The 18,529-nt window shown below is 55.2% G+C and carries 15 protein-coding genes and 1 pseudogene; 3 read left to right on the top strand and 13 right to left on the bottom strand.

From position 1 onward, the window contains the following. Positions 1–58: 58 nt before the first annotated feature. Positions 59–1,360, bottom strand: a complete 1,302-nt coding sequence (locus tag ACP86_RS14025; RefSeq protein WP_041336316.1) for an IS1380 family transposase — start codon at positions 1,358–1,360, stop codon at positions 59–61. A gap of 105 nt (positions 1,361–1,465) precedes the next feature. Here ACP86_RS14025 and ACP86_RS14020 point away from each other — a divergent pair. From ACP86_RS14020 to ACP86_RS14010, 3 genes and pseudogenes are all read left to right on the top strand, one after another. Next, positions 1,466–2,023, top strand: a pseudogene (locus tag ACP86_RS14020) (sensor histidine kinase); the annotation flags it as partial. A gap of 56 nt (positions 2,024–2,079) precedes the next feature. Next, positions 2,080–3,465, top strand: coding sequence for a sigma-54-dependent transcriptional regulator (locus tag ACP86_RS14015; protein ID WP_053114524.1), 1,386 nt, complete (start codon positions 2,080–2,082; stop codon positions 3,463–3,465). Positions 3,466–3,527: 62 nt separating this feature from the next. Further along, positions 3,528–4,148 (top strand): GspH/FimT family pseudopilin, encoded by a 621-nt coding sequence (locus ACP86_RS14010; RefSeq protein ID WP_053114522.1) that lies wholly within the window; start codon positions 3,528–3,530, stop codon positions 4,146–4,148. Positions 4,149–4,160: 12 nt separating this feature from the next. Here the strand turns inward: ACP86_RS14010 and ACP86_RS14005 are convergent, their stop codons facing one another. The 12 genes from ACP86_RS14005 to murJ all read right to left on the bottom strand — a co-directional run bounded on the left by ACP86_RS14005 (position 4,161) and on the right by murJ (position 18,502). After that, on the bottom strand, positions 4,161–4,556 hold the full coding sequence (locus tag ACP86_RS14005) for a type IV pilin protein (RefSeq protein ID WP_053115537.1): 396 nt from the start codon (positions 4,554–4,556) through the stop codon (positions 4,161–4,163). Between the two features lie 65 nt (positions 4,557–4,621). Continuing rightward, complete coding sequence (locus tag ACP86_RS14000; protein ID WP_082220569.1) at positions 4,622–8,347, bottom strand: pilus assembly protein; 3,726 nt, start codon at positions 8,345–8,347, stop codon at positions 4,622–4,624. Positions 8,348–8,370: 23 nt separating this feature from the next. After that, positions 8,371–8,895, bottom strand: a complete 525-nt coding sequence (locus ACP86_RS13995) for a PilX N-terminal domain-containing pilus assembly protein (RefSeq protein ID WP_053114517.1) — start codon at positions 8,893–8,895, stop codon at positions 8,371–8,373. A 4-nt stretch (positions 8,896–8,899) separates the two neighbouring features. After that, entirely contained in the window at positions 8,900–9,955 is a 1,056-nt protein-coding gene (locus ACP86_RS13990; RefSeq protein WP_053114515.1) for a PilW family protein, read from the bottom strand. Further along, positions 9,952–10,341, bottom strand: coding sequence for a type IV pilus modification protein PilV (gene pilV / locus ACP86_RS13985; protein WP_053114513.1), 390 nt, complete (start codon positions 10,339–10,341; stop codon positions 9,952–9,954). Before pilV ends, ACP86_RS13990 begins: the two co-directional genes overlap by 4 nt. A gap of 38 nt (positions 10,342–10,379) precedes the next feature. Next, complete coding sequence (locus ACP86_RS23730) at positions 10,380–10,826, bottom strand: GspH/FimT family pseudopilin (RefSeq protein WP_176443059.1); 447 nt, start codon at positions 10,824–10,826, stop codon at positions 10,380–10,382. A gap of 194 nt (positions 10,827–11,020) precedes the next feature. Next, complete coding sequence (ispH, locus tag ACP86_RS13975) at positions 11,021–11,974, bottom strand: 4-hydroxy-3-methylbut-2-enyl diphosphate reductase (protein ID WP_053114509.1); 954 nt, start codon at positions 11,972–11,974, stop codon at positions 11,021–11,023. An 18-nt stretch (positions 11,975–11,992) separates the two neighbouring features. After that, positions 11,993–12,445, bottom strand: a complete 453-nt coding sequence (fkpB, locus tag ACP86_RS13970) for an FKBP-type peptidyl-prolyl cis-trans isomerase (protein WP_053114507.1) — start codon at positions 12,443–12,445, stop codon at positions 11,993–11,995. 5 nt (positions 12,446–12,450) lie between these two features. Continuing rightward, entirely contained in the window at positions 12,451–12,975 is a 525-nt protein-coding gene (lspA, locus tag ACP86_RS13965) for a signal peptidase II (RefSeq protein WP_053114506.1), read from the bottom strand. Then, entirely contained in the window at positions 12,975–15,794 is a 2,820-nt protein-coding gene (ileS, locus tag ACP86_RS13960) for an isoleucine--tRNA ligase (RefSeq protein WP_053114504.1), read from the bottom strand. The genes lspA and ileS overlap by 1 nt, the downstream gene beginning before the upstream one ends. A gap of 74 nt (positions 15,795–15,868) precedes the next feature. Continuing rightward, positions 15,869–16,840 (bottom strand): bifunctional riboflavin kinase/FAD synthetase, encoded by a 972-nt coding sequence (gene ribF, locus ACP86_RS13955; protein ID WP_053114502.1) that lies wholly within the window; start codon positions 16,838–16,840, stop codon positions 15,869–15,871. A gap of 81 nt (positions 16,841–16,921) precedes the next feature. Next, the gene (murJ, locus tag ACP86_RS13950) at positions 16,922–18,502 is read right to left on the bottom strand and encodes a murein biosynthesis integral membrane protein MurJ (protein WP_075267663.1); all 1,581 of its coding nucleotides are present in this window, start codon (positions 18,500–18,502) and stop codon (positions 16,922–16,924) included. Positions 18,503–18,529: the final 27 nt, after the last annotated feature.

Genomic DNA, 18,529 nt, shown 5'->3' with positions numbered 1-18,529 from the left:
CATTCAGGCACAACTCCCCCTTTCCCCCATTGGTATCGGGCCGGGGGAGCCCGATTATCTACTGGGGCACCAAGCGCTGAACCAGTGCTGAGAGATCGTTCTTGTGTGGATAGCTATCACTCATCAACACCCGTATTCGGCGGGTGTTGCGGATGATGACTGCGCCAACCTTGATCAGCTTCAAGCGCAAGGTGCCGGCACTCATACGTTCGAAGGGCGTGTTTTTCAGATGCACCCGCAAACGCTCGAACAGGGTGTAGGCGAAGCCGGATAAGATCAGCCGCCACTGGTTGGTCCACCAGTGTGTGCTGGAGGTGCGACCGGCAAACAGATCCAGTTGTTGATCCTTGATCCGGTTCTCCATATCACCCCGTGCGCAATACTGTTCGTAGTAGAGCTTGAATCCGTCATCGTAGCGGGAGCTGATAACGAACCGGGGGTTCGGGCCTTGAGGGCCATATTCCAGGCGCGCAACCACCCAGCGTGGCTTATGCCAGCTTCGGGCTTTGTAGCGGAAGCGGAAGGTGCTGGCGAGCTTATGGCCATGAGCCTCGTAGTAGGTCCGGACTTTGTCCATGGCTGGGGCGGCAAGCGCCTCCAGCCGCTGGTTGCGGGCCATGCCTACGATGTAATCCACCTGGTTGCGATCGCACCAGGCCAGCAGTCGGGGCTTGCTGAAGTGGGAGTCGCCCCGGAACACGATCCGGGTCTGTGGCCAATACTCGCGAATAAATCGCACCAGCAGCGCCAGAATGGCCCAGCTGTGCCGGGCATCACCTCGATTGCTGGTGCGCAGATAGCTCACCAGCAAGTGCCTACCGCAGAAGACGTAAAGCGGGAAGTAGCAGTGATGGTCGTAATACCGGTTAAAGAACTTACCCGGCTGGTCGCCGTGCACCGGAATATCGGTGCCGTCAAAATCCAGCACGATTTCCTTGGGCGGCTTCTCATGCTGCTCGATAAAGTGGTGCCAGAGCAACTCATGCGCTTTGACAATGGTTTGCCGATCCATCGCCTGCTCCATTCGACAAAGCGTGGACTTGCCGGCCAGAGTCGAGGCATTCCCCGTGGCGGTTTGTAGTGCCTGATCAAAGCGAAGCGCTTCATGATCATTCAGATCTTCGTAGCCGCTGGCCACGCCGTAGACGCGCTGCCGGATCATGGTGTTGAGCCCATGACGAATCATGCGGGCATCCCGCTGGTCGGTCAGCGTCTCGGCCAGTCGCTGGGTTAGCCGGTGTTGTTTATCGACTTCGCGCAGTAACAACACACCGGCATCCGAGGTGATATGGCCTCCGGAGAAATCGGCTTCAATCTGGCGGCGGGAGAGTGGCGAGAAGGTCAGTTTTTGAGGTACCATTTTGGATAGCGGCTTTTAGTGTGGGTTTTTGTGTAGGAACTTGAATTCTAACACTTTAAGCCGCTTCTTCCTTCCTCATGCTACCTTCTTCATGAGAAATCCGGGCTAGCGATCATCCAGCGACACTCCCGCCGGGTGAACGGGATTATCGAGAACGTTCTTGATCTTTCCAGGCGCCGGGCCGCCAATGCGGACCTGATCGAAGTGGCACCCTGGCTCCAGGAATTTCGGGAAGACTTCCTGCAAACGCAGGACGATGACTGCACCACAGCCAACATCGTTCTGAAAATAGATCCGCAACTGCCGCCGGCCCGATTCGACAAAAGCCAGATTGAACAGGTGATGGTAAATCTTTGCGATAACGGTTTACGCTACAGCGAACAGCACTCGGGGCAACGAAAGATCGGCATCCATGCCGGGGCAACCGAGGATGGTGAACGGGCCTATATCGATGTGCGGGATCTGGGTCCCGGCATAGCGCCGGAGAACAGAAACTCCGTGTTTGAACCGTTTTTTACTACAGACAAGACCGGAACCGGGCTCGGGCTTTATCTGGCCCGGGAACTGTGCGAGGCTAATCAGGCGCATCTTTCCCTGGTAGAAGATAACAAGCCCGGCTGCTGTTTTCGCATTACATTTGCTCACCCGGGGCGAATGATCTGAACCGGCGCCGGCGGATAACGGGCGCTTGAACAACGACATGGAACCGACGACACAAGATGACCACATACACAGCGCTGATCGTTGATGATGAACCGGACATCCGGGAGTTACTTGAGATCACCCTCACCCGGATGGGCATAACAACCCTCACGGCACCCGACCTCACCAGCGCGCGGAAATTGCTGGAACAGAACACCACCCACCTCTGCCTGACCGACATGAACCTGCCAGACGGTAATGGCATCGAACTCGTGCAGTGGATTCAGAAACACTCTCCGGCCACGCCTGTCGCCGTGATCACAGCCTACGGCAACATGGACACCGCGATTGAGTCGCTCAAAGCCGGGGCCTTTGATTTCGTGTCCAAACCGGTGGAACTGCCCCGACTGAGGGAACTGGTCAATAGCGCCCTCAAACTCGCTGAGCCCAAGCCAGACGCGGAAGATACAGCCGACGAGCCAGGCCTGCTACTCGGCAAATCACCAGAGATTCGAAAACTCCGAAACCAGACCCGAAAACTGGCCAGAAGTCAGGCACCGGTCTTTATCAGTGGCGAGTCTGGCAGCGGCAAGGAATTGGTAGCCAGAATGATCCACCTCCAGGGGCCCCGCCGCGAAGGACCGTTCATCGCGGTTAACTGCGGTGCGATTCCCTCGGAACTGATGGAAAGCGAATTCTTCGGCCACAAGAAAGGCAGCTTTACCGGGGCCGTGGAGAACAAAGACGGCCTGTTCCGCTCTGCCAACGGAGGTACCCTATTCCTTGATGAAGTGGCAGACCTGCCCCTGGCCATGCAGGTGAAACTGCTCCGCGCCATACAGGAAAAAGCCGTTCGGCCCGTCGGGGACACCAAGGAAGTGCCCGTCGACATTCGGGTACTGAGCGCCACCCACAAGAATCTGCCGGAGCTGGTCCAGGAAGGCAGCTTTCGTCAGGATCTTTTCTACCGGATTAACGTGATCGAACTCGCAGTACCACCCCTGAGAGAGCGGCCGGATGATATTTCTCTGCTTTCGAATCACATTCTTGAACGGATTGCGAAAGAGTATGAGTGTGACCCTGCCTCGTTAACGCCAGCGGCCGTGGACAGACTGCGAGGCTATGACTTTCCGGGCAATGTCCGGGAACTGGAAAACGTCTTGGAGCGGGCTTTTACCCTGTGCGACGCCGATCAGATCGATGCTGATGATCTGCATCTGGGGAATGGTGTTCAGCATGCAGCTTCGGCGTCGCAGATCATTGCCGAAGGAGAGGCCGGCGAAGAAGGCATATCTGTACCTGATGGTGAAATCGACCTGGAAGGGTATCTTGAAAGTATTGAGCGACAGGCTATAGAAAAGGCGCTTGAGGCAACACGATGGAACAAGACGGCGGCGGCGAAACGACTGGGAATCAGTTTTCGGGCGTTAAGGTATCGGTTGAAGAAGTTGGGGATGGAGTGACTGTTTCACAAATCCAAAATCAGTAAACCTGATATTATTCGGGTTCAAAAAGTCGGAACAGGATGTTCCGCCTTGCTTTAGTGATTGACGAAAAACCTCATACAAGGATGTTTAAAGTGAATAATTATTCCCAATCCGGTTTCACGCTGGTTGAACTTTCTGTTGTATTGGCGATTAGCGCGATTATTCTTGCATTTGCCATCCCGGGCACCGCAAATCTGATGAATCATTCAGGACGTCATACGGCGCTTGCCGACCTCATCTCAACGTTGAATCTTGCACGAAATACCGCGATCAACGAGCAGACAACCGTGACTCTGTGCGCAATAGGCAACGATTCAAAATGTGCCAATGACTGGTCCTTTCCGATCGTTGCGTTTCGCGATCCCTCTCGTACGAAACAGATTACAGACGATAGCCAAATAGTACGGATACTTCACTCCGTTGAAACTGGACGGTTGGTAGTTAGATCCGGGATCCACAATTACTTCCGATTCCAGAGCAGCGGTTGGTCGAGAGGCACTTTAGGCCATTTTATCTGGTGCCCCGACTCAGATGACAATCAATACGCGGCTCAGGTAAGAATAAATATGGGAGGGCGACCACAAATGGCGAGAGATTATGATGGCGACGGGGTGGTAGAAGATGCCTCCGGCGATCCGATAACTTGCGAAGGCGTCTGAAAAACGATGGCTCTAATCCCAATTGACCCTCTGCCCATTGGACAGTAACGCTATTGTCCCGCCGCCCTGGCCATTTTTCGGCTGGGCCTCAATGCGGAACGCAGTCGCAGTCTGGCTGTCTATTACCAGGTCATAGAATTTGGCATTCCCATCCAAAGGCGCTTCATCCGGAAAGATGTCATCTGCGTCACTGCCGATAGTTGCACCGACATACGACATGTTTTGCGTGTGGTACCGCTCTAATGCGTTTGCCAGGGACATCAAAGCGCTTTTGGCATCCGCCGCTCTGGCATCCTCCACATAGCGGTTGTAGCTTGGCAAGGCGATGGCCGCAATGATGCCGATGATGGCCACCACAATCATCAACTCGATCAAGGTAATGCCTGATTCTCGCCTGATCAACTTCATCTTCAATTCCCATTCCTGTTAGGTTTGCTGGGGCGCAACTACGCCCCAGCTAATTAAAATCACAATCAGTCGTACAGTTCCTGCCAGCTCATTCTTCCTGTGTTCTCCGACATACTACCGACATCAATCTCTTCAGAGAGAATTTCACTGTCAGAACGGGGGATCAGGGCGTAGTCACCCAGGAAACCGGTTTTATTTGGCAGACCGCCCTCGGTTTTGAAGCCCACGAATGGTTGCCCCAACTTGGGCCAGACCGCGCGGTCAGGCGTTTGGCCGTCAAGTCCAAATGCCATCAGCCAACCACTACCGCCAACGTCACAGGGATTGCTTGACGGTATTGTCGAGTTCACAAACACATACTCGCCTCGGACCTGAGGTGCCTGCACGATGCGCTCCCCGGTTTCTGTTGTGAAATCGACATACCAGCCGTTCTGGGTATCGAAATCTTCACCCGTTGAGGAGCGCACATCGAATACCTCACCCTCCACTGTTATCACCGAGTCGGTAATATCCCGGTCTATCAGATCGTCTCGCTCAAGTTCCGATGTGCCCTGGTCGAGCACGCCATAAAAAGACTGAACATCCTCACTGACCGTGTCATCCTGAGTCAGATACTGACCAGTGCCGAACAAAACCATGACATCTGGATCCGGGTTGTTTTCGTTATCATTCGGATTACGGACAATCATCGGCGCAGCAGTAACTGGCTGCACTTCACCAGATCGAATTGCCGTGAATAAGGGTTCCGCAGTGCCCCCCTGGCGATAAGCAGAACCCCAACTACCGTTCCCGGCGTTGGATGCAACCCAAATGTTGCCCTTCAAGTCGCCTGCATACACGCGATCTACGATTCGGTCGCCGTTGAGGTCTACCTGACGGACCGGGGATAGGCCAGTCGCATCACTGGAACTCTCGAACTCGATATAACGATAATCCCCGCTATCGGTCCAATCCCCGTCCAGGCCACCTTCAATGTCTAGCATAAACAGGCCGGTCGAGGACGTAGATGAGTTATAGCCATTAGGCACGAAGGCGGTCCAGCGGTAATCATTGTTACCCCATTGAACCAGCGAAACCGTAGGCGGCTCGGTAATGAAGCCCATCCGATCGTTATCTTCGCTACTGAACTCCCACATAACGATGTCGGAAGCATTCGCTTGGGAGAAACTGCCGGGATCGGTGACATCCAGCGCGAAGACACCTTTGCCACCTGTACGTGCACCACCAATAAGAATGGTTCGCCAGTCCGCAGCGGTGTTTCGAGCACCTTGCGTGTAGACATCTGACACAACAGGTGTCAGATCAACATAATAGCGATGTTGATAGGCCTGCTGTGTCAGGTAATGCAGCCCTGCAGTAGCTTCGTCAGAGAAAATAAACTCGGGAATATAACCAAAAAGTTCTTTTCCATCACTGCCTCGGAACGCGTGAAGCATGCCGTCATTGGCGCCAACGTAAACGACGGGCGTCCGGCTGCGTTTGTCACTGCGAAAATCAGCGTAAGTGTCAGTGGCTGTGCCAAAGGGTACACCGGTTGGCCATCCCAGGTCCGGCTGGGCAACGTATACAGGTGTTGAATTAATAATATCGCCGAGGAGGCTAGCGCGAGTCCGCATCCCTGTGACTGGATTTCCGCGCAAATAGGATATGCGATTCTCAGCCAGGGTAAGACTGCCGGCGCCCCCATTATATTTGAGGTCGTTCTGTTGGCGAGCTGTCAAGCTACCCCAATTTGACCAAATAAATGGCAACCCCTCGGATCCGTCGTACGTGATGATATTACGAGCATCCTGAGTAAGGTCTCTTGCGTCCAGAACACTTCCCGCCTCCCAGGTCTCCGTCTCGTCAATAGTGGGCGGCCCAGATTCATTTTCGGTAAGACCCGTAGCAAACAGATCCCCAGTCCAGTTCGCAGAATCAAAGCGAGCACCGAAGAGAAGCGTGTCAGTTTCCAATGTAGCCGTGTTGAAAGTTACACCCGTGGAGCTGCCTACTGCCTCAGCTACAATACTTTCAAACGCTTTCTCCAAGCTTGCGATCATACGGTCGGCCTGGCCCGCAATATAGTAATTATCCGGGCGCTTAAAGCTGGTGGAACCAAGCGATACCGTTTCGCCATTTGTATGCCACCATTCCTCAGGCAACTCCTCAGTACGAGTTTCTGGGTCGAAATCATCAGGCACATCAAAACCACCGTATTTCGCAGCCAAGTAGTACTGGTTTCGGTTGGTTGGCTGTAACACCTGGTTTTCAAGAACGTCCACCCAATGCGTGGTCGCTGTCTGCTTACCAAAATCATTAGGCCGCATATCGTTCACAAGATTGTCATATGCGAGACCCGCAATATGTGCGGAATTCTCACGACCTGTAAACGAGTTGCCCTCACCTAAGCTATCACCAAGGCCTTCGATAACCCCCACTCGATTTGTCATCGCGATAACATCGATCGTGTCGTCGTTGCGAACCTCGTCAGGCATCGTCGGTTCATCCCGACGATAGCTGGATTCGTTTCCAGGCAGGTTCTTATCGTCATGAGTGTTGACGTCGCCGATACCCAGGATCGCTGCAGGTTGACACTCATACTGAACGGGATCGGCCCAATCAGTAATAACGGGAAAACCGTCAGTGAACTTGTCGATTTCACTTGAACTGTAGCCACTCAAATTGGAGTAAGCTGCAACACCTCCAAGTCCTTTCAAGTAGCGTGTTGCCGCATAGTAGAGTTCACTGACCGGGTCCAATGACTTATGGTTGTTATTATTCAACTGACCAAACTTGTTGATGTAGTTGATAACACCACTGTTTACCACGTTGCCAGGGGTACTAGAGGCCGCATCGGGATCGGGATTCGTATACAGAACCCCTGTCGTTTCATCCCACTCGGCGTTCGGATTGCTCGCCAATCCTGTCGAAGGAAGGAATTGATCCGGACCGATAAATTTTTGTTGTGCTCTGAGAACACCACCGTCCCTGGAATTGCTGTCGTCATTCAGATAACCGAATACACTGTATCGGAGCGTCTCTGAGTTCTTCTGCAATAGCCCTTCGGGCTTCCAGGCATTGGCATACTCAACACAGTCTGCTTCAAGCCCCACTGACTCGTCACACACTTTGACTCGAACATGGGCTTCATGTGCACGATCGGCGTCAAACTCGACGCCCGGGTTGTAGTTAACCGTGTTGAGATTTACGCCCGTATCTCCGACGCTAAATCTCATTTCCACACCGAGCCCCTGTATTCGAACTCGGACACGATTGGCTGTAAATGGCGTTGCCCCAGACACCAGCGTAGATCCGCTTATTTCACGAACTGCTAAACCGCTTTGGCCAGGATGTCTTGCCTTCTCCAACCAGGTTTCGGTTTCTGTATCAAGGAATCGGTAACCCCCTGTCAATACTTTCCGAAACGGATCAATGGTTTGGGTAGTCGACCAGTTCAAAAAGTTACCACTCCATTCCCCTGAACCACCGCAGGTTTTGGATTCCGATACCCGTGTCGGGGAAAAATGGCGCTTGTCGGAATCTTGGTCGTAGTTGTAGACGTAACACTTGTTCGGATCGAAATACCCCTCGAACGTTCGGTCAGTGGTATAGGCTCCAAGGTTAGCCAGACTCTGAACAGTCGGAAATTCGACAGATGGAGTCAGGACCAGGTTCCCGGGAACACCACGACCGCCTGCCAGGTATAAGGGTTGGTCCGCCAAGATCCCGGGAGCAGAGTAGCCTTGCGCAGGAATTACAATGGCTAGACCAAAGCAGAAGTTACATAGTTTTCTTTTCAACTGATTCATACCATTATCCTTGGAGCAGAAGCTCACATTTCCCGTGCATAGTAGGATTCTATAATCCGGGTCGATTCACCGGTCGGGCCCGGACTCCATGTCACGATACGGAATGCTTGGGCCTGAGTTGCGCCAGTTTCGTGTGAATATCCCTCAACGACTAGATCCGTAAGTTGCTCCGGCTGTCGGGCCTCACCCATGTGTTGAATAAAATAACGCGGCGTCACTCCGTCAACGGCATCGGCACTCAAAACATCCTCACTGGCTCCCCAATCCAGGGCCAGAGGGTCTGGAGCCACGTCATTTTCGCCGTATAACCCACCGGTGCCATCAAACTCCGACAGAAGGTTTACATTCTCTACAAATAACTCAGCATCACGAAGTGCAGACTCAGCAATCTCCAAAGATTGCATCCCTTCTCTTTCACCGGACACCATACGCTCCTGCATAATAGTGCCCTGCATACTCGAGACAGCCAGAAGAGTCAGTACCAGCAATAGGAGCAAAGACAGAATTAGCGCGGCACCCGACTGGTTGCGAATACAATTGTCACGCATAACGTCAGATCCTGTTTCTCATAGTAATAGTGGTGGAATAAACCCGATACAGGAATGTATCGTTGGCATTTGCAGTGGTCAGCAGAGTGTCATCAGCGACACAATCCAGCCAGCCGGGGAAGCAATACTCTTGCGCGCCGTCAGTGACGCCGTCATTTGGTGACCGCACAAGAACACTCAAACGCACAGCGATAGCGTTGTCTGCCTGCGTCCTTCCCGCCGTTGTAAGACCTACGGGATCCTCCCAAGCGTTAACTTGGCCATCCTGATCACCATCGACACCAAACTGAATTTGAAAATCGATGACATCTTGCAACAGCGCAACCGGTGTGGAGAAATTACCGATACCACTTCCAGTTATTCCGACACCGTCGGTTACAAGTTCCCGGGCACCATTTGCGTTATCTTGAAGGTAAAAACGCTGCTGTCGGGGCCGGAAGACTGATGCACCGTCGGGATCGTCATTGTAGTTCGTTGATAAAGCCTGTGTTGAGTTACCCGGGCCATCACTCACGTTCCCCGAGTTGTGCACCACGACTTCGTTGTTGGTATTCAAATTAGTGACCTGGAAAATATCTCCTTCACTGCAGTTGGTAACAATAAGGATGTCGTTTTCATTGAAGGAGTCGCTGTCATCAACCCTCAAATTTGCCGCTTGCTGACTAGGCTGAAACGTGACCCTAACGGCAGAATTTCCGTTCACGCCTCCCAGATACAGCACATCTGAGTTACCAGCACCCTGGTTGTCCTCCGCGTCAAGCCCCCGAAGCAGCGCGCCAACGTCAAAACCTGTGTCGTTGAGTATACTGTTCAAGCGCCCATCTCGAACTCCCTGACTCCCCAAACACCCCCAATAGGACGCATTACGAATTTCCCGCCCGATAATAGACGTTGCCAACCGGCCGGTTTCCTGTATTCGGGCGCTCGCCTCGGAGACGCGAAAACTCTGACTGTTGGAGGTGAAAATCTGGGTCAAACCAAGCGTAATAATGAGCGACAGAGCCAACGCAACTATTACTTCGATAATTGACAGGCCAGATTGTCTTACCGAAACGTTCATTGCTCTAACCTCGCTGTCATCGTAAACGTTTGCTCTTCGGCGTTACTCCCATACTGGCGTTCGTCCCAGGTGATCGTCACATCCACTGTGTTGGCATTGAACGTCACGTCACCCTCAGCGCCGGGAATGTCCCGATCTAAAGCAGCCTCCCAGGAATCGACCTCACCTGCTGTCAAAGCGGCGTTGTCGTTTGCTCGAATCATCTCCACCATCTCGAGTGCATGCAGATTGACTTGGGATCGAAGGTTCGCGTTGTTCACCTGCTGCAAAGACAAGTACTGCATGCCTACTACACCAAGCAGCCCAACAAGCAGTACCAGCAAGGCAACAAGCACTTCTATGAGAGTGAAGCCTCGCTGGGAGCGTGGGTTTGATATTCCAAACATGAACTTTTCTCCGGAGTCCTCAGTAATTAATCACTTTACTAAGGGCAGTTAAAATCGGTTGTGTCCACACGCCCGCCGGGCGTTACCGTTACGGTTCTGCCATCACTGGCTCCCGCACAAACGTTGAATGCCACATTGCCGCCGCTAGTGGTAAGACCGTTCGCACGAAACGTCACAGCCCCAGCTGTGATACTCAGACCACCATCAGACTCCTCTATCTGCCTGATGACATTGCCATTCGAAGTCAAAGTCGTAACAAGAGTGTCTGCAGCCGAGGTAACCGTTACTCTTTCTCCTCTTCTGACAGCCTCGCTTCGCGAGTAATTCAACAAGCCAACGATAGAGTTAGTGGTAGATACCACCCGATTGTTATCAATAATCCTTCCAAACTGGGGTATGGCAAAGCCTGCAATAACTGCGATAAGTGCAATCACAATCATCAACTCAACGAGAGTGAAGCCTCTGTTATTCGTCGTCAGGTACATAGTCTTATCCCACATTAACTATCCTTAAATTAAAAGCTTGGAGCGGAGCTCGCCAGCAGTATCTGACTAGCGGCGCACGAAAGCGGACGAGCGGCAATTAGATAGGGAAATTTCGAGAAGACATTCGCATTTTTGGAGGTGGCCATAATCTTTAAGCCGCCTCAAGAAGGAAGGCAGTAGGTGAACACTAACTTTTAGGAAACATTCACAACATCTATCCGCAACTCCCGCGGCATAGAAAACACAATATTCTCCTCACGCCCGGCAATTTCCTCCGGAACGCTGCCGCCAAGCTCTCGCAGACGAGTAATCACATCGTTCACCAGAACCTCGGGGGCAGAAGCTCCCGCAGTAACCCCAATCGAAGTCTTACCTTCCAGCCAGGCAGCATCGATCTGGGAGGCCTCATCAATCAGATAGGCCGGCGTGCCCATTCTCTCCGCGAGCTCGCGCAGGCGGTTTGAGTTGGAGCTGTTCGGCGAGCCAACCACCAGCATCAGGTCGCAGTCGCCGGCCAACTGCTTCACGGCATCCTGGCGGTTCTGGGTGGCGTAGCAGATATCGTCCTTGCGAGGGCCCTGGATCTCCGGGAACTTTGCGCGGAGCGCGTCAATGACGCGGGCGGTATCGTCCATGGACAGGGTGGTCTGGGTAACGTAAGAGAGCTTACCGGGGTCTTTAACCTCCAGGTTCGCCACGTCTTCCTCGTCTTCGACGAGGTAGATTTCGCCACCATTGCTATGGTCGTACTGCCCCATGGTGCCTTCTACTTCCGGATGGCCGTGGTGGCCGATCAGCACGCATTCCCTGCCATCGCGGCTGTAGCGCATGACTTCCAGGTGAACCTTGGTAACCAGCGGACAGGTGGCGTCGAAGACTTTCAGGCCGCGGCGGGCGGCTTCGCTCTGTACCGCCTGGGAAACGCCGTGGGCGCTGAAGATAACGAGCTTGTCGTCTGGAACTTCGTCCAGCTCGTCCACGAAAATGGCGCCACGGTTGCGCAGGTTATCCACCACGAATTTATTGTGGACCACCTCGTGCCTAACGTAGATAGGCGCCCCGAACACGTCCAGCGCCCGGTTTACAATTTCGATGGCGCGGTCCACGCCGGCACAAAAACCTCGGGGATTGGCGAGTCGGATCTGCATATCAACCTGCTATTCTGGTTAGTGGGCCGGGCCTGCCGGTTCCACGTCGATGATTTCTACTTCAAACGTCAGTGTACGCCCTGCCAGGGGGTGATTGAAATCCACCTCAACTTCGTCACCTTCTACACGGCTGACAACACCGGGCAACTCGCTCTGGCGCGCGTCGGCAAAGGAAATCATTACGCCGGGTTCCAGCACCATATCGGGGCTGAACTCATGGCGCTTGAACGTCTGTACGTTATTCGGGTTGTGCTGGCCAAAGGCTTTCTCGGGCGGCACCTGGAAGCTGTCTTTATCACCAGCTTTCATACCCATCAGGTAAGCCTCGAAATTCTCCGGCAGGTTGTCATCGCCGATTTCCAGGGACGCCGGCTCTTTCTCAAAGGTCGAATCAATCACTTCGCCATCCGGGAACTTCAGGGCGAAGTGCAGTTTTACCCGGGTACCCTTGTCGACAGGCAGTTCATTCATAAGAGTTACTCACTCCTTTGCGCATCCCCGTCCGAATCGGCGGGTTTGCGGAACATATCAAGAATCATCATGGCGGCACCGATGGTGATCGCGGTGTCAGCCAGGTTAAAAGCGGGAAAGTGCCAGTCCTGCCAGTAGAAGTGCAGGAAGTCGACTACGTAGCCGTGCACCACCCGATCGTAGACGTTGCCCAGGGCGCCGCCGAGTATGAGTACGATGGCAATGGCCGTCCAGGTTTCATGACGCTGAAGGTTTTTCAGCCAGTAGACCAGCACCACGCTGACCACAAGGGCCAGAGTTACGAAGAACCAGCGCTGCCAGCCGGCCGCTCCGGCCAGAAAACTGAACGCCGCCCCGGTGTTGTGAAGCAGCGTCAGATTGAACATCGGAATCACGGGAACCGGATCGCCGTAGGTCAGCATAGCGGTGGCCATGGCTTTGGTGCCGAGATCCAGAACGATCACCAGCACCGCCAGCCAAAGCCACTTCAATTTGCTCCCGGTGACCTGCTCAGCCATGGTCGCCTCCATCAGGCGTAGGCGCGGGCTTCGCCGGGCCCTTCCACGTTGGTCACACAGCGACCACAGAGGTCGTCGTACTTGGCATTGCGGCCGACGTCTTCCCGGTGGTGCCAGCAGCGCTCGCACTTGGTATGGGCAGCCGGTGCTACGTTGACTCGAAGACCCTCGTGGGAAGTCATTTCCGCATCGCCGGCTTCTGAAACTGGCTTAACGCTGGCCTCTGAAGTGATCAGAACAAAGCGCAGCTCTTCACCGAGGTGCTTCAGATCAGCTGCCAGATCGCCTTCACAGAACAGGGTGACTTCGGCACTCAAAGAGCCTTTGATTTCACCCCGTGCCCTGGCTTCCTCCAGGCACTTGTTGACGGCCTCTTTCACACTGTACATCTCGCGCCAGTAGTCGCGGCCAAGCTCGGCGTTATCCGGCAACGCAGTAAGGCCTTCATACCAGGTTTCATAGAATACGGTATCGCTGCGCTTGCCCGGCAGATGCTGCCAGATTTCATCAGCGGTGAAGCTGAGGATCGGAGCGATCCAACGAACCAGCGCCTCGGCAACGTGGTACAGGGCCGTCTGGCAGGAACGCCGCGCCAGACTGTCGGCCTGGGTGGTGTACTGGCGATCCTTGATGATATCCAGATAGAAACCACCCAGGGTGGCTTCACAAAAGTTGTACACCTTCTGGTAAATCCGCAGGAAGGCGTAGTTGCCATAGTCCTCATGGAGCTCTTCCTGCAATTGCAGGGCACGGTCCACCATCCAGCGATCCAGTGCGATCATGTCTTCCGGCGCCACCATGTGCTGCTCCGGATCAAATCCGGTGAGGTTGCTCAGCAGGAAGCGGGAGGTATTCCGGATCCGGCGGTAACCATCGGCGGTCTGGCGCAGAATGTCCTTGGAAACGGTCATTTCGCCGCTGTAGTCGGTTGCGGCCACCCACAGGCGCAGGATGTCGGCGCCCAGCTCGTTCATGACTTCCTGGGGCGCGATCACGTTGCCCAGGGATTTGGACATCTTGTGGCCCTTGCCATCGACGGTAAAGCCGTGGGTCAGAACCTGCCTGTAAGGCGCCACGCCATTCATGGCGATGGAGGTTTTCAAGGACGACTGGAACCAGCCACGGTGCTGGTCTGAGCCTTCGAGGTACATATCCGCCGGGAACTGGCCCAGCTCCTCGCGAACCCGCAGGACAGACTCGTGGGTGACACCGGAATCGAACCAGACATCCAGGGTATCCGTTACCTTCTCGTATTGCTCGGCATCACTGCCCAGCAGGGAAGACGCATCCAGCTCGTACCAGGCGTCGATACCGCCCTCCTCGATCTGCTGCGCCACCTTTTCGATCAGGTTCTGGGTATCCGGGTGCAGTTCCTGGGTTTCCTTATGGATAAACAGGGTGATGGGCACGCCCCAGGTCCGCTGCCGGGAGATGCACCAGTCCGGAGACTGGTTGAACATGGCTTCGATACGGTTCTTACCCCAGGAAGGCACCCAGCGCACACCCTGGATAGCTTCAAGAGCATCAGCGCGCAGGTTTTCCTTGTCCATGCTGATAAACCACTGGGGCGTGGCCCGGTAGATCAGCGGGGTCTTGGTCCGCCAGCAGTGGGGATAGCTGTGGCGGAACTTCTCGGAGCGGACCAGCTTGCCCTCGCGCTCGAGCGCACTGCAAACCGGCTCATCCGCCTTGTAAACATGCACGCCTGCCAGCTCACCGGCGGCCGAGGTGTAGGTGCCGTCGGCCTGAACCAGGTTGATGGTGCCGATGTTGTAGGCCTTGCCCACTTCAAAGTCTTCCATACCGTGATCGGGCGCGGTATGAACAGCGCCGGTACCGGCATCGGTGGACACATGGTCACCCAGGATCACCGGCACCTGCTTGTCGTAGATCGGATGCTGGAGAACCAGGTTTTCCAGGGCCGCACCAGAGCAGGTCGCCAGCACTTCGTAGCTCTCAACCTGCCAGCGCGCCATGATGCCTTCCACCATGTCGGCGGCCAGAATCATGCGCTCAGGCCCCTGGCCGACATCGGTCTGCACCAACGCGTAGTCCAGCTCCGCATTCAGCGAAACCGCCTGGTTGGCCGGAATGGTCCAGGGCGTGGTGGTCCAGATCACAACGGACACATCGCCACCGCCATTATCGGTGCCGAACAGCGACAAGGCTTTTGCCTGATCAACCGCGGTAAAGCGCACATCGATCTGGGTCGAGGTCTTGTCCTGGTATTCAACCTCGGCTTCTGCCAGTGCGGACTGACCCACCACACTCCAGTAAACCGGCTTGTAACCACGCACGAGGTGGCCCTTGGCGACAATCTTGCCCAGGGCACGAACAATACCCGCCTCAACTTTGGGATCCATGGTCAGGTAGGGTTTGTCCCACTCCCCCATCACGCCCAGGCGAATGAAATCGGTTTTCTGACCGGCAATCTGCTTGGTGGCGTAGTCGCGACAGGCCTGGCGGAAGGTCTTGTAATCCACCTTCACACCGGCCTTGCCAATCTCCTGCTCCACCTTGTGCTCGATCGGCAGACCATGACAGTCCCAGCCCGGCACGTAAGGCGCGTCATAGCCCATGAAGCTGCGGGACTTGACGATCATGTCCTTGAGAATCTTGTTGACCGCGTGACCAATGTGAATGCTGCCGTTGGCGTAAGGAGGGCCATCATGAAGGATGAACTTTTCCCGCCCTTCACGCTGCTTGCGCAGGTTGCCGTAGACGTCGAGATCCTGCCAGCGCTTGAGCATTTCCGGCTCGCGCTTGGCCAGGTTGCCGCGCATGGGGAAGGCGGTTTCCGGCAGATTCAGGGTGTGCTTGTAGTCGCTCATGGTTTGTGTGCGTACTCTTTTGGTCTTGGTCAGTTTGAGTCAGTCATTTATTCGTTGGGGCGCAGCCGGGCGTTTCAATCCGCGCTTTTCACAGAGCCGTTTTCGGCAATCCACGCTCGGGCCTGGTCAAAATCCCGGGCAATCTGATCTTTCAGCTCGTCCACAGAACCGAATTTTTCCTCGTCCCGCAGGCCATGCCGGAACACAACCTCCAGGTGCTGGCCATAAAGTGTGCCAGCAAAGTCAAACAGGTGCACTTCCAGTGAGGGCCGCTTGCCGTCAACGGTCGGACGTACACCAATATTGGCAACACCATCGAATCGGGCGCCGTCGTCCAGGGTGGCGGCAACCACATAGACACCGCGCAGGGCGGGTGTCCGATGTAACAGAATATTCGCGGTTGGCGCACCAATCTGGCGCCCCAGTTGGCGGCCATACACGACCCTCCCCCGGATTCGATAGGGGTGGCCCAGCAGCGATTCGGCTTTCTCGAGCCCATTCACCGTGAGTAAATCCCTGACACGTGTGCTGCTTACTCGCTCGCCGTCGACGGTTACTGTCAGGGTATTCTCGACAGAAAATCCGGCGTCGTATCCAACTTTCTCGAGAAGCGCGAAATCGCCCGCCCGATCACAGCCAAACCGGAAATCATCGCCGACCACCAGGTGACGAACGGCCAATCCATGGATCAGAACATCGTCGATAAAGCCCATGGCCGAATAACTACGGAACGCCTGGTTGAAGCGCAGGCACAGCACAATATCGATACCTTCCGCCAGCAGGGCCTCGAACTTCTGACGAAATCCCATCAGCCTTGGCGGCGCTTCCCTGCCCTGAAAAAACTCCCGGGGTTGGGGCTCGAAAATCATCACCACCGAGGGCACGCCCAGAGCCTTGGCCTTGCTTTTGACCTGATCAATAATGGTTTTGTGCCCAAAGTGCACACCGTCGAAGTTACCGATGGTGGCGACACACCCGTTGGCGAGCGGTGAATCCTCCCGACGGGAAAGCATTTTCAGGTTGGTCAGGCCCCGGATCAGACGCATGCAATGCGAACCTTCAATTGCCAGCTAGCTTTCAGCGCTCACTTTTGCCGCAACGCTGGTGAGAAAACGCGCGATTATACCTTACCTGTGGCGGAAATGTCTTACCCGAACCCCGGCCAGCGCCAGTGCAACGAAGTACACGGCGACACCCGCCCCTACCAGCATCGCCATGTCCGCTGCACGCTGATAGCCTCCGTTTGCCAGCCACACCGACACCGGGGCGTTGAGCCAGACAATGACGGCCGCCAGGGCACCGTTGGCAAAAAGCAGCTGTAGCAGAAACCGGGGCCAGCCGGGCTGGCTCTGCCAGGCCCCTTCCTTACGCAGTCCGCGCCAAAGAAGGTAGCCATTCAACCAGGCCGATATTGAGGTGGCCAGCGCGAGGCCGGCGTGGGCCAGCGGGAAAATGAGAATCAGGTTGAACACCATGTTTGCCACCATGGCAAGGATGCCGATCTTGACCGGGGTTTTGGTGTCTTCTCTTGCGAAAAACCCCGGCGCCAGAACCTTGATGAGCATGAACGCCAGCAATCCTGCGGAATAGGCTCGCAAGCTCTGGGCCGACATGGCCACATCCCGGTCGGTAACCGCGCCATAGTGGAACAGGGTGGCAATCAGCGGCTCGGCCAACAGCGCAAGCGCCAGGGCAGCCGGAAGACCAATCAAAAGGACCGCCCGAACCGCCCAATCCAGGGTGGCCGCGAACTGGTCCGCTGACGCCGCTGCGTGTTTACGGGAAAGGCTCGGGAGAATAACCGTCGCAATGGCTATCCCGAACACGCCGAGGGGCAATTCCGAGAGCCGATCGGAGTAATACAACCAGGAAACGCTGCCGGTCTGGAGAAAGGACGCCAGAACCGTATCCAACAGCAGATTGATCTGGCTGACGGATACCCCGAACAGCGCAGGCGCCATCAGCTTGAGAATCCGGCTGACACCTTCGTGGCGATAATCCACACGAGGCCGTGGCAACAGGCCCAATCGCATCAGAAACGGCAACTGGAAAAACAACTGCAGTGCCCCGGCAATGAAAACACCCCAGGCCAGAGCCATCACCGGCTCATCCATCAGCGGCGTCAACCAGATGGCTGCCGCAATCATCGCCAGATTGAGAAGAACCGGGGTAAACGCGGGTACCGCAAAGCGATCGTAACTGTTGAGGATGCCGCCGGCGAAGGCTGTCAGGGATATCAGCAACAGGTACGGAAAGGTGATGCGCAACATATCGCTGGTCAGCGCAAATTTCACCTCATCATCCAGGAAACCAGGGGCAAAGACCGCCGTCAGCACCGGCGCCCCGAGAATGGCCACCAGCGTGACGCCCAACAGCACCAAGCCGAGGGAGCCAGCCACCGCATTGACCAGCCGCTGAACGTCCGAGAGCGACTGATTTTCCCGGTAGGAGGACAATACCGGCACGAACGCCTGGGAGAAGGCGCCTTCTGCAAATAGCCGACGCAGGAAATTCGGAATCTTGAAAGCCACAAAAAAAGCATCGGCACCGGCACCGGCACCGAAATAGCGAGCGATGACCATATCCCGAACCAGACCCAGCACCCGGGACAGCATGGTCATAATACCGACGAGCCCCGACGATCTGAGCAGTCCTGGCGGCTTGGGTAATTGCTTCTGTTCAGGCGTTGATTCAGGTTCCGACGACATGCAGGCCCTTGCTTGGCATTCTGGATA

It is taken from the genome of Marinobacter sp. CP1, assembly GCF_001266795.1.
Taxonomy (GTDB): Bacteria; Pseudomonadota; Gammaproteobacteria; order Pseudomonadales; family Oleiphilaceae; genus Marinobacter; species Marinobacter flavimaris.
This window is presented reverse-complemented; position numbering and strand designations above follow the sequence as displayed.

Bases quoted from the DNA above. Each gene is read 5' to 3' on its own strand.
- ACP86_RS14025 (WP_041336316.1), bottom strand. From the start codon at position 1,360: ATGGTACCTCAAAAACTGACCTTCTCGCCACTCTCCCGCCGCCAGATT.
- ACP86_RS14015 (WP_053114524.1), top strand. From the start codon at position 2,080: ATGACCACATACACAGCGCTGATCGTTGATGATGAACCGGACATCCGG.
- ACP86_RS14010 (WP_053114522.1), top strand. From the start codon at position 3,528: ATGTTCCGCCTTGCTTTAGTGATTGACGAAAAACCTCATACAAGGATG.
- ACP86_RS14005 (WP_053115537.1), bottom strand. From the start codon at position 4,556: ATGAAGTTGATCAGGCGAGAATCAGGCATTACCTTGATCGAGTTGATG.
- ACP86_RS14000 (WP_082220569.1), bottom strand. From the start codon at position 8,347: ATGAATCAGTTGAAAAGAAAACTATGTAACTTCTGCTTTGGTCTAGCC.
- ACP86_RS13995 (WP_053114517.1), bottom strand. From the start codon at position 8,895: ATGCGTGACAATTGTATTCGCAACCAGTCGGGTGCCGCGCTAATTCTG.
- ACP86_RS13990 (WP_053114515.1), bottom strand. From the start codon at position 9,955: ATGAACGTTTCGGTAAGACAATCTGGCCTGTCAATTATCGAAGTAATA.
- pilV (WP_053114513.1), bottom strand. From the start codon at position 10,341: ATGTTTGGAATATCAAACCCACGCTCCCAGCGAGGCTTCACTCTCATA.
- ACP86_RS23730 (WP_176443059.1), bottom strand. From the start codon at position 10,826: ATGTACCTGACGACGAATAACAGAGGCTTCACTCTCGTTGAGTTGATG.
- ispH (WP_053114509.1), bottom strand. From the start codon at position 11,974: ATGCAGATCCGACTCGCCAATCCCCGAGGTTTTTGTGCCGGCGTGGAC.
- fkpB (WP_053114507.1), bottom strand. From the start codon at position 12,445: ATGAATGAACTGCCTGTCGACAAGGGTACCCGGGTAAAACTGCACTTC.
- lspA (WP_053114506.1), bottom strand. From the start codon at position 12,975: ATGGAGGCGACCATGGCTGAGCAGGTCACCGGGAGCAAATTGAAGTGG.
- ileS (WP_053114504.1), bottom strand. From the start codon at position 15,794: ATGAGCGACTACAAGCACACCCTGAATCTGCCGGAAACCGCCTTCCCC.
- ribF (WP_053114502.1), bottom strand. From the start codon at position 16,840: ATGCGTCTGATCCGGGGCCTGACCAACCTGAAAATGCTTTCCCGTCGG.
- murJ (WP_075267663.1), bottom strand. From the start codon at position 18,502: ATGTCGTCGGAACCTGAATCAACGCCTGAACAGAAGCAATTACCCAAG.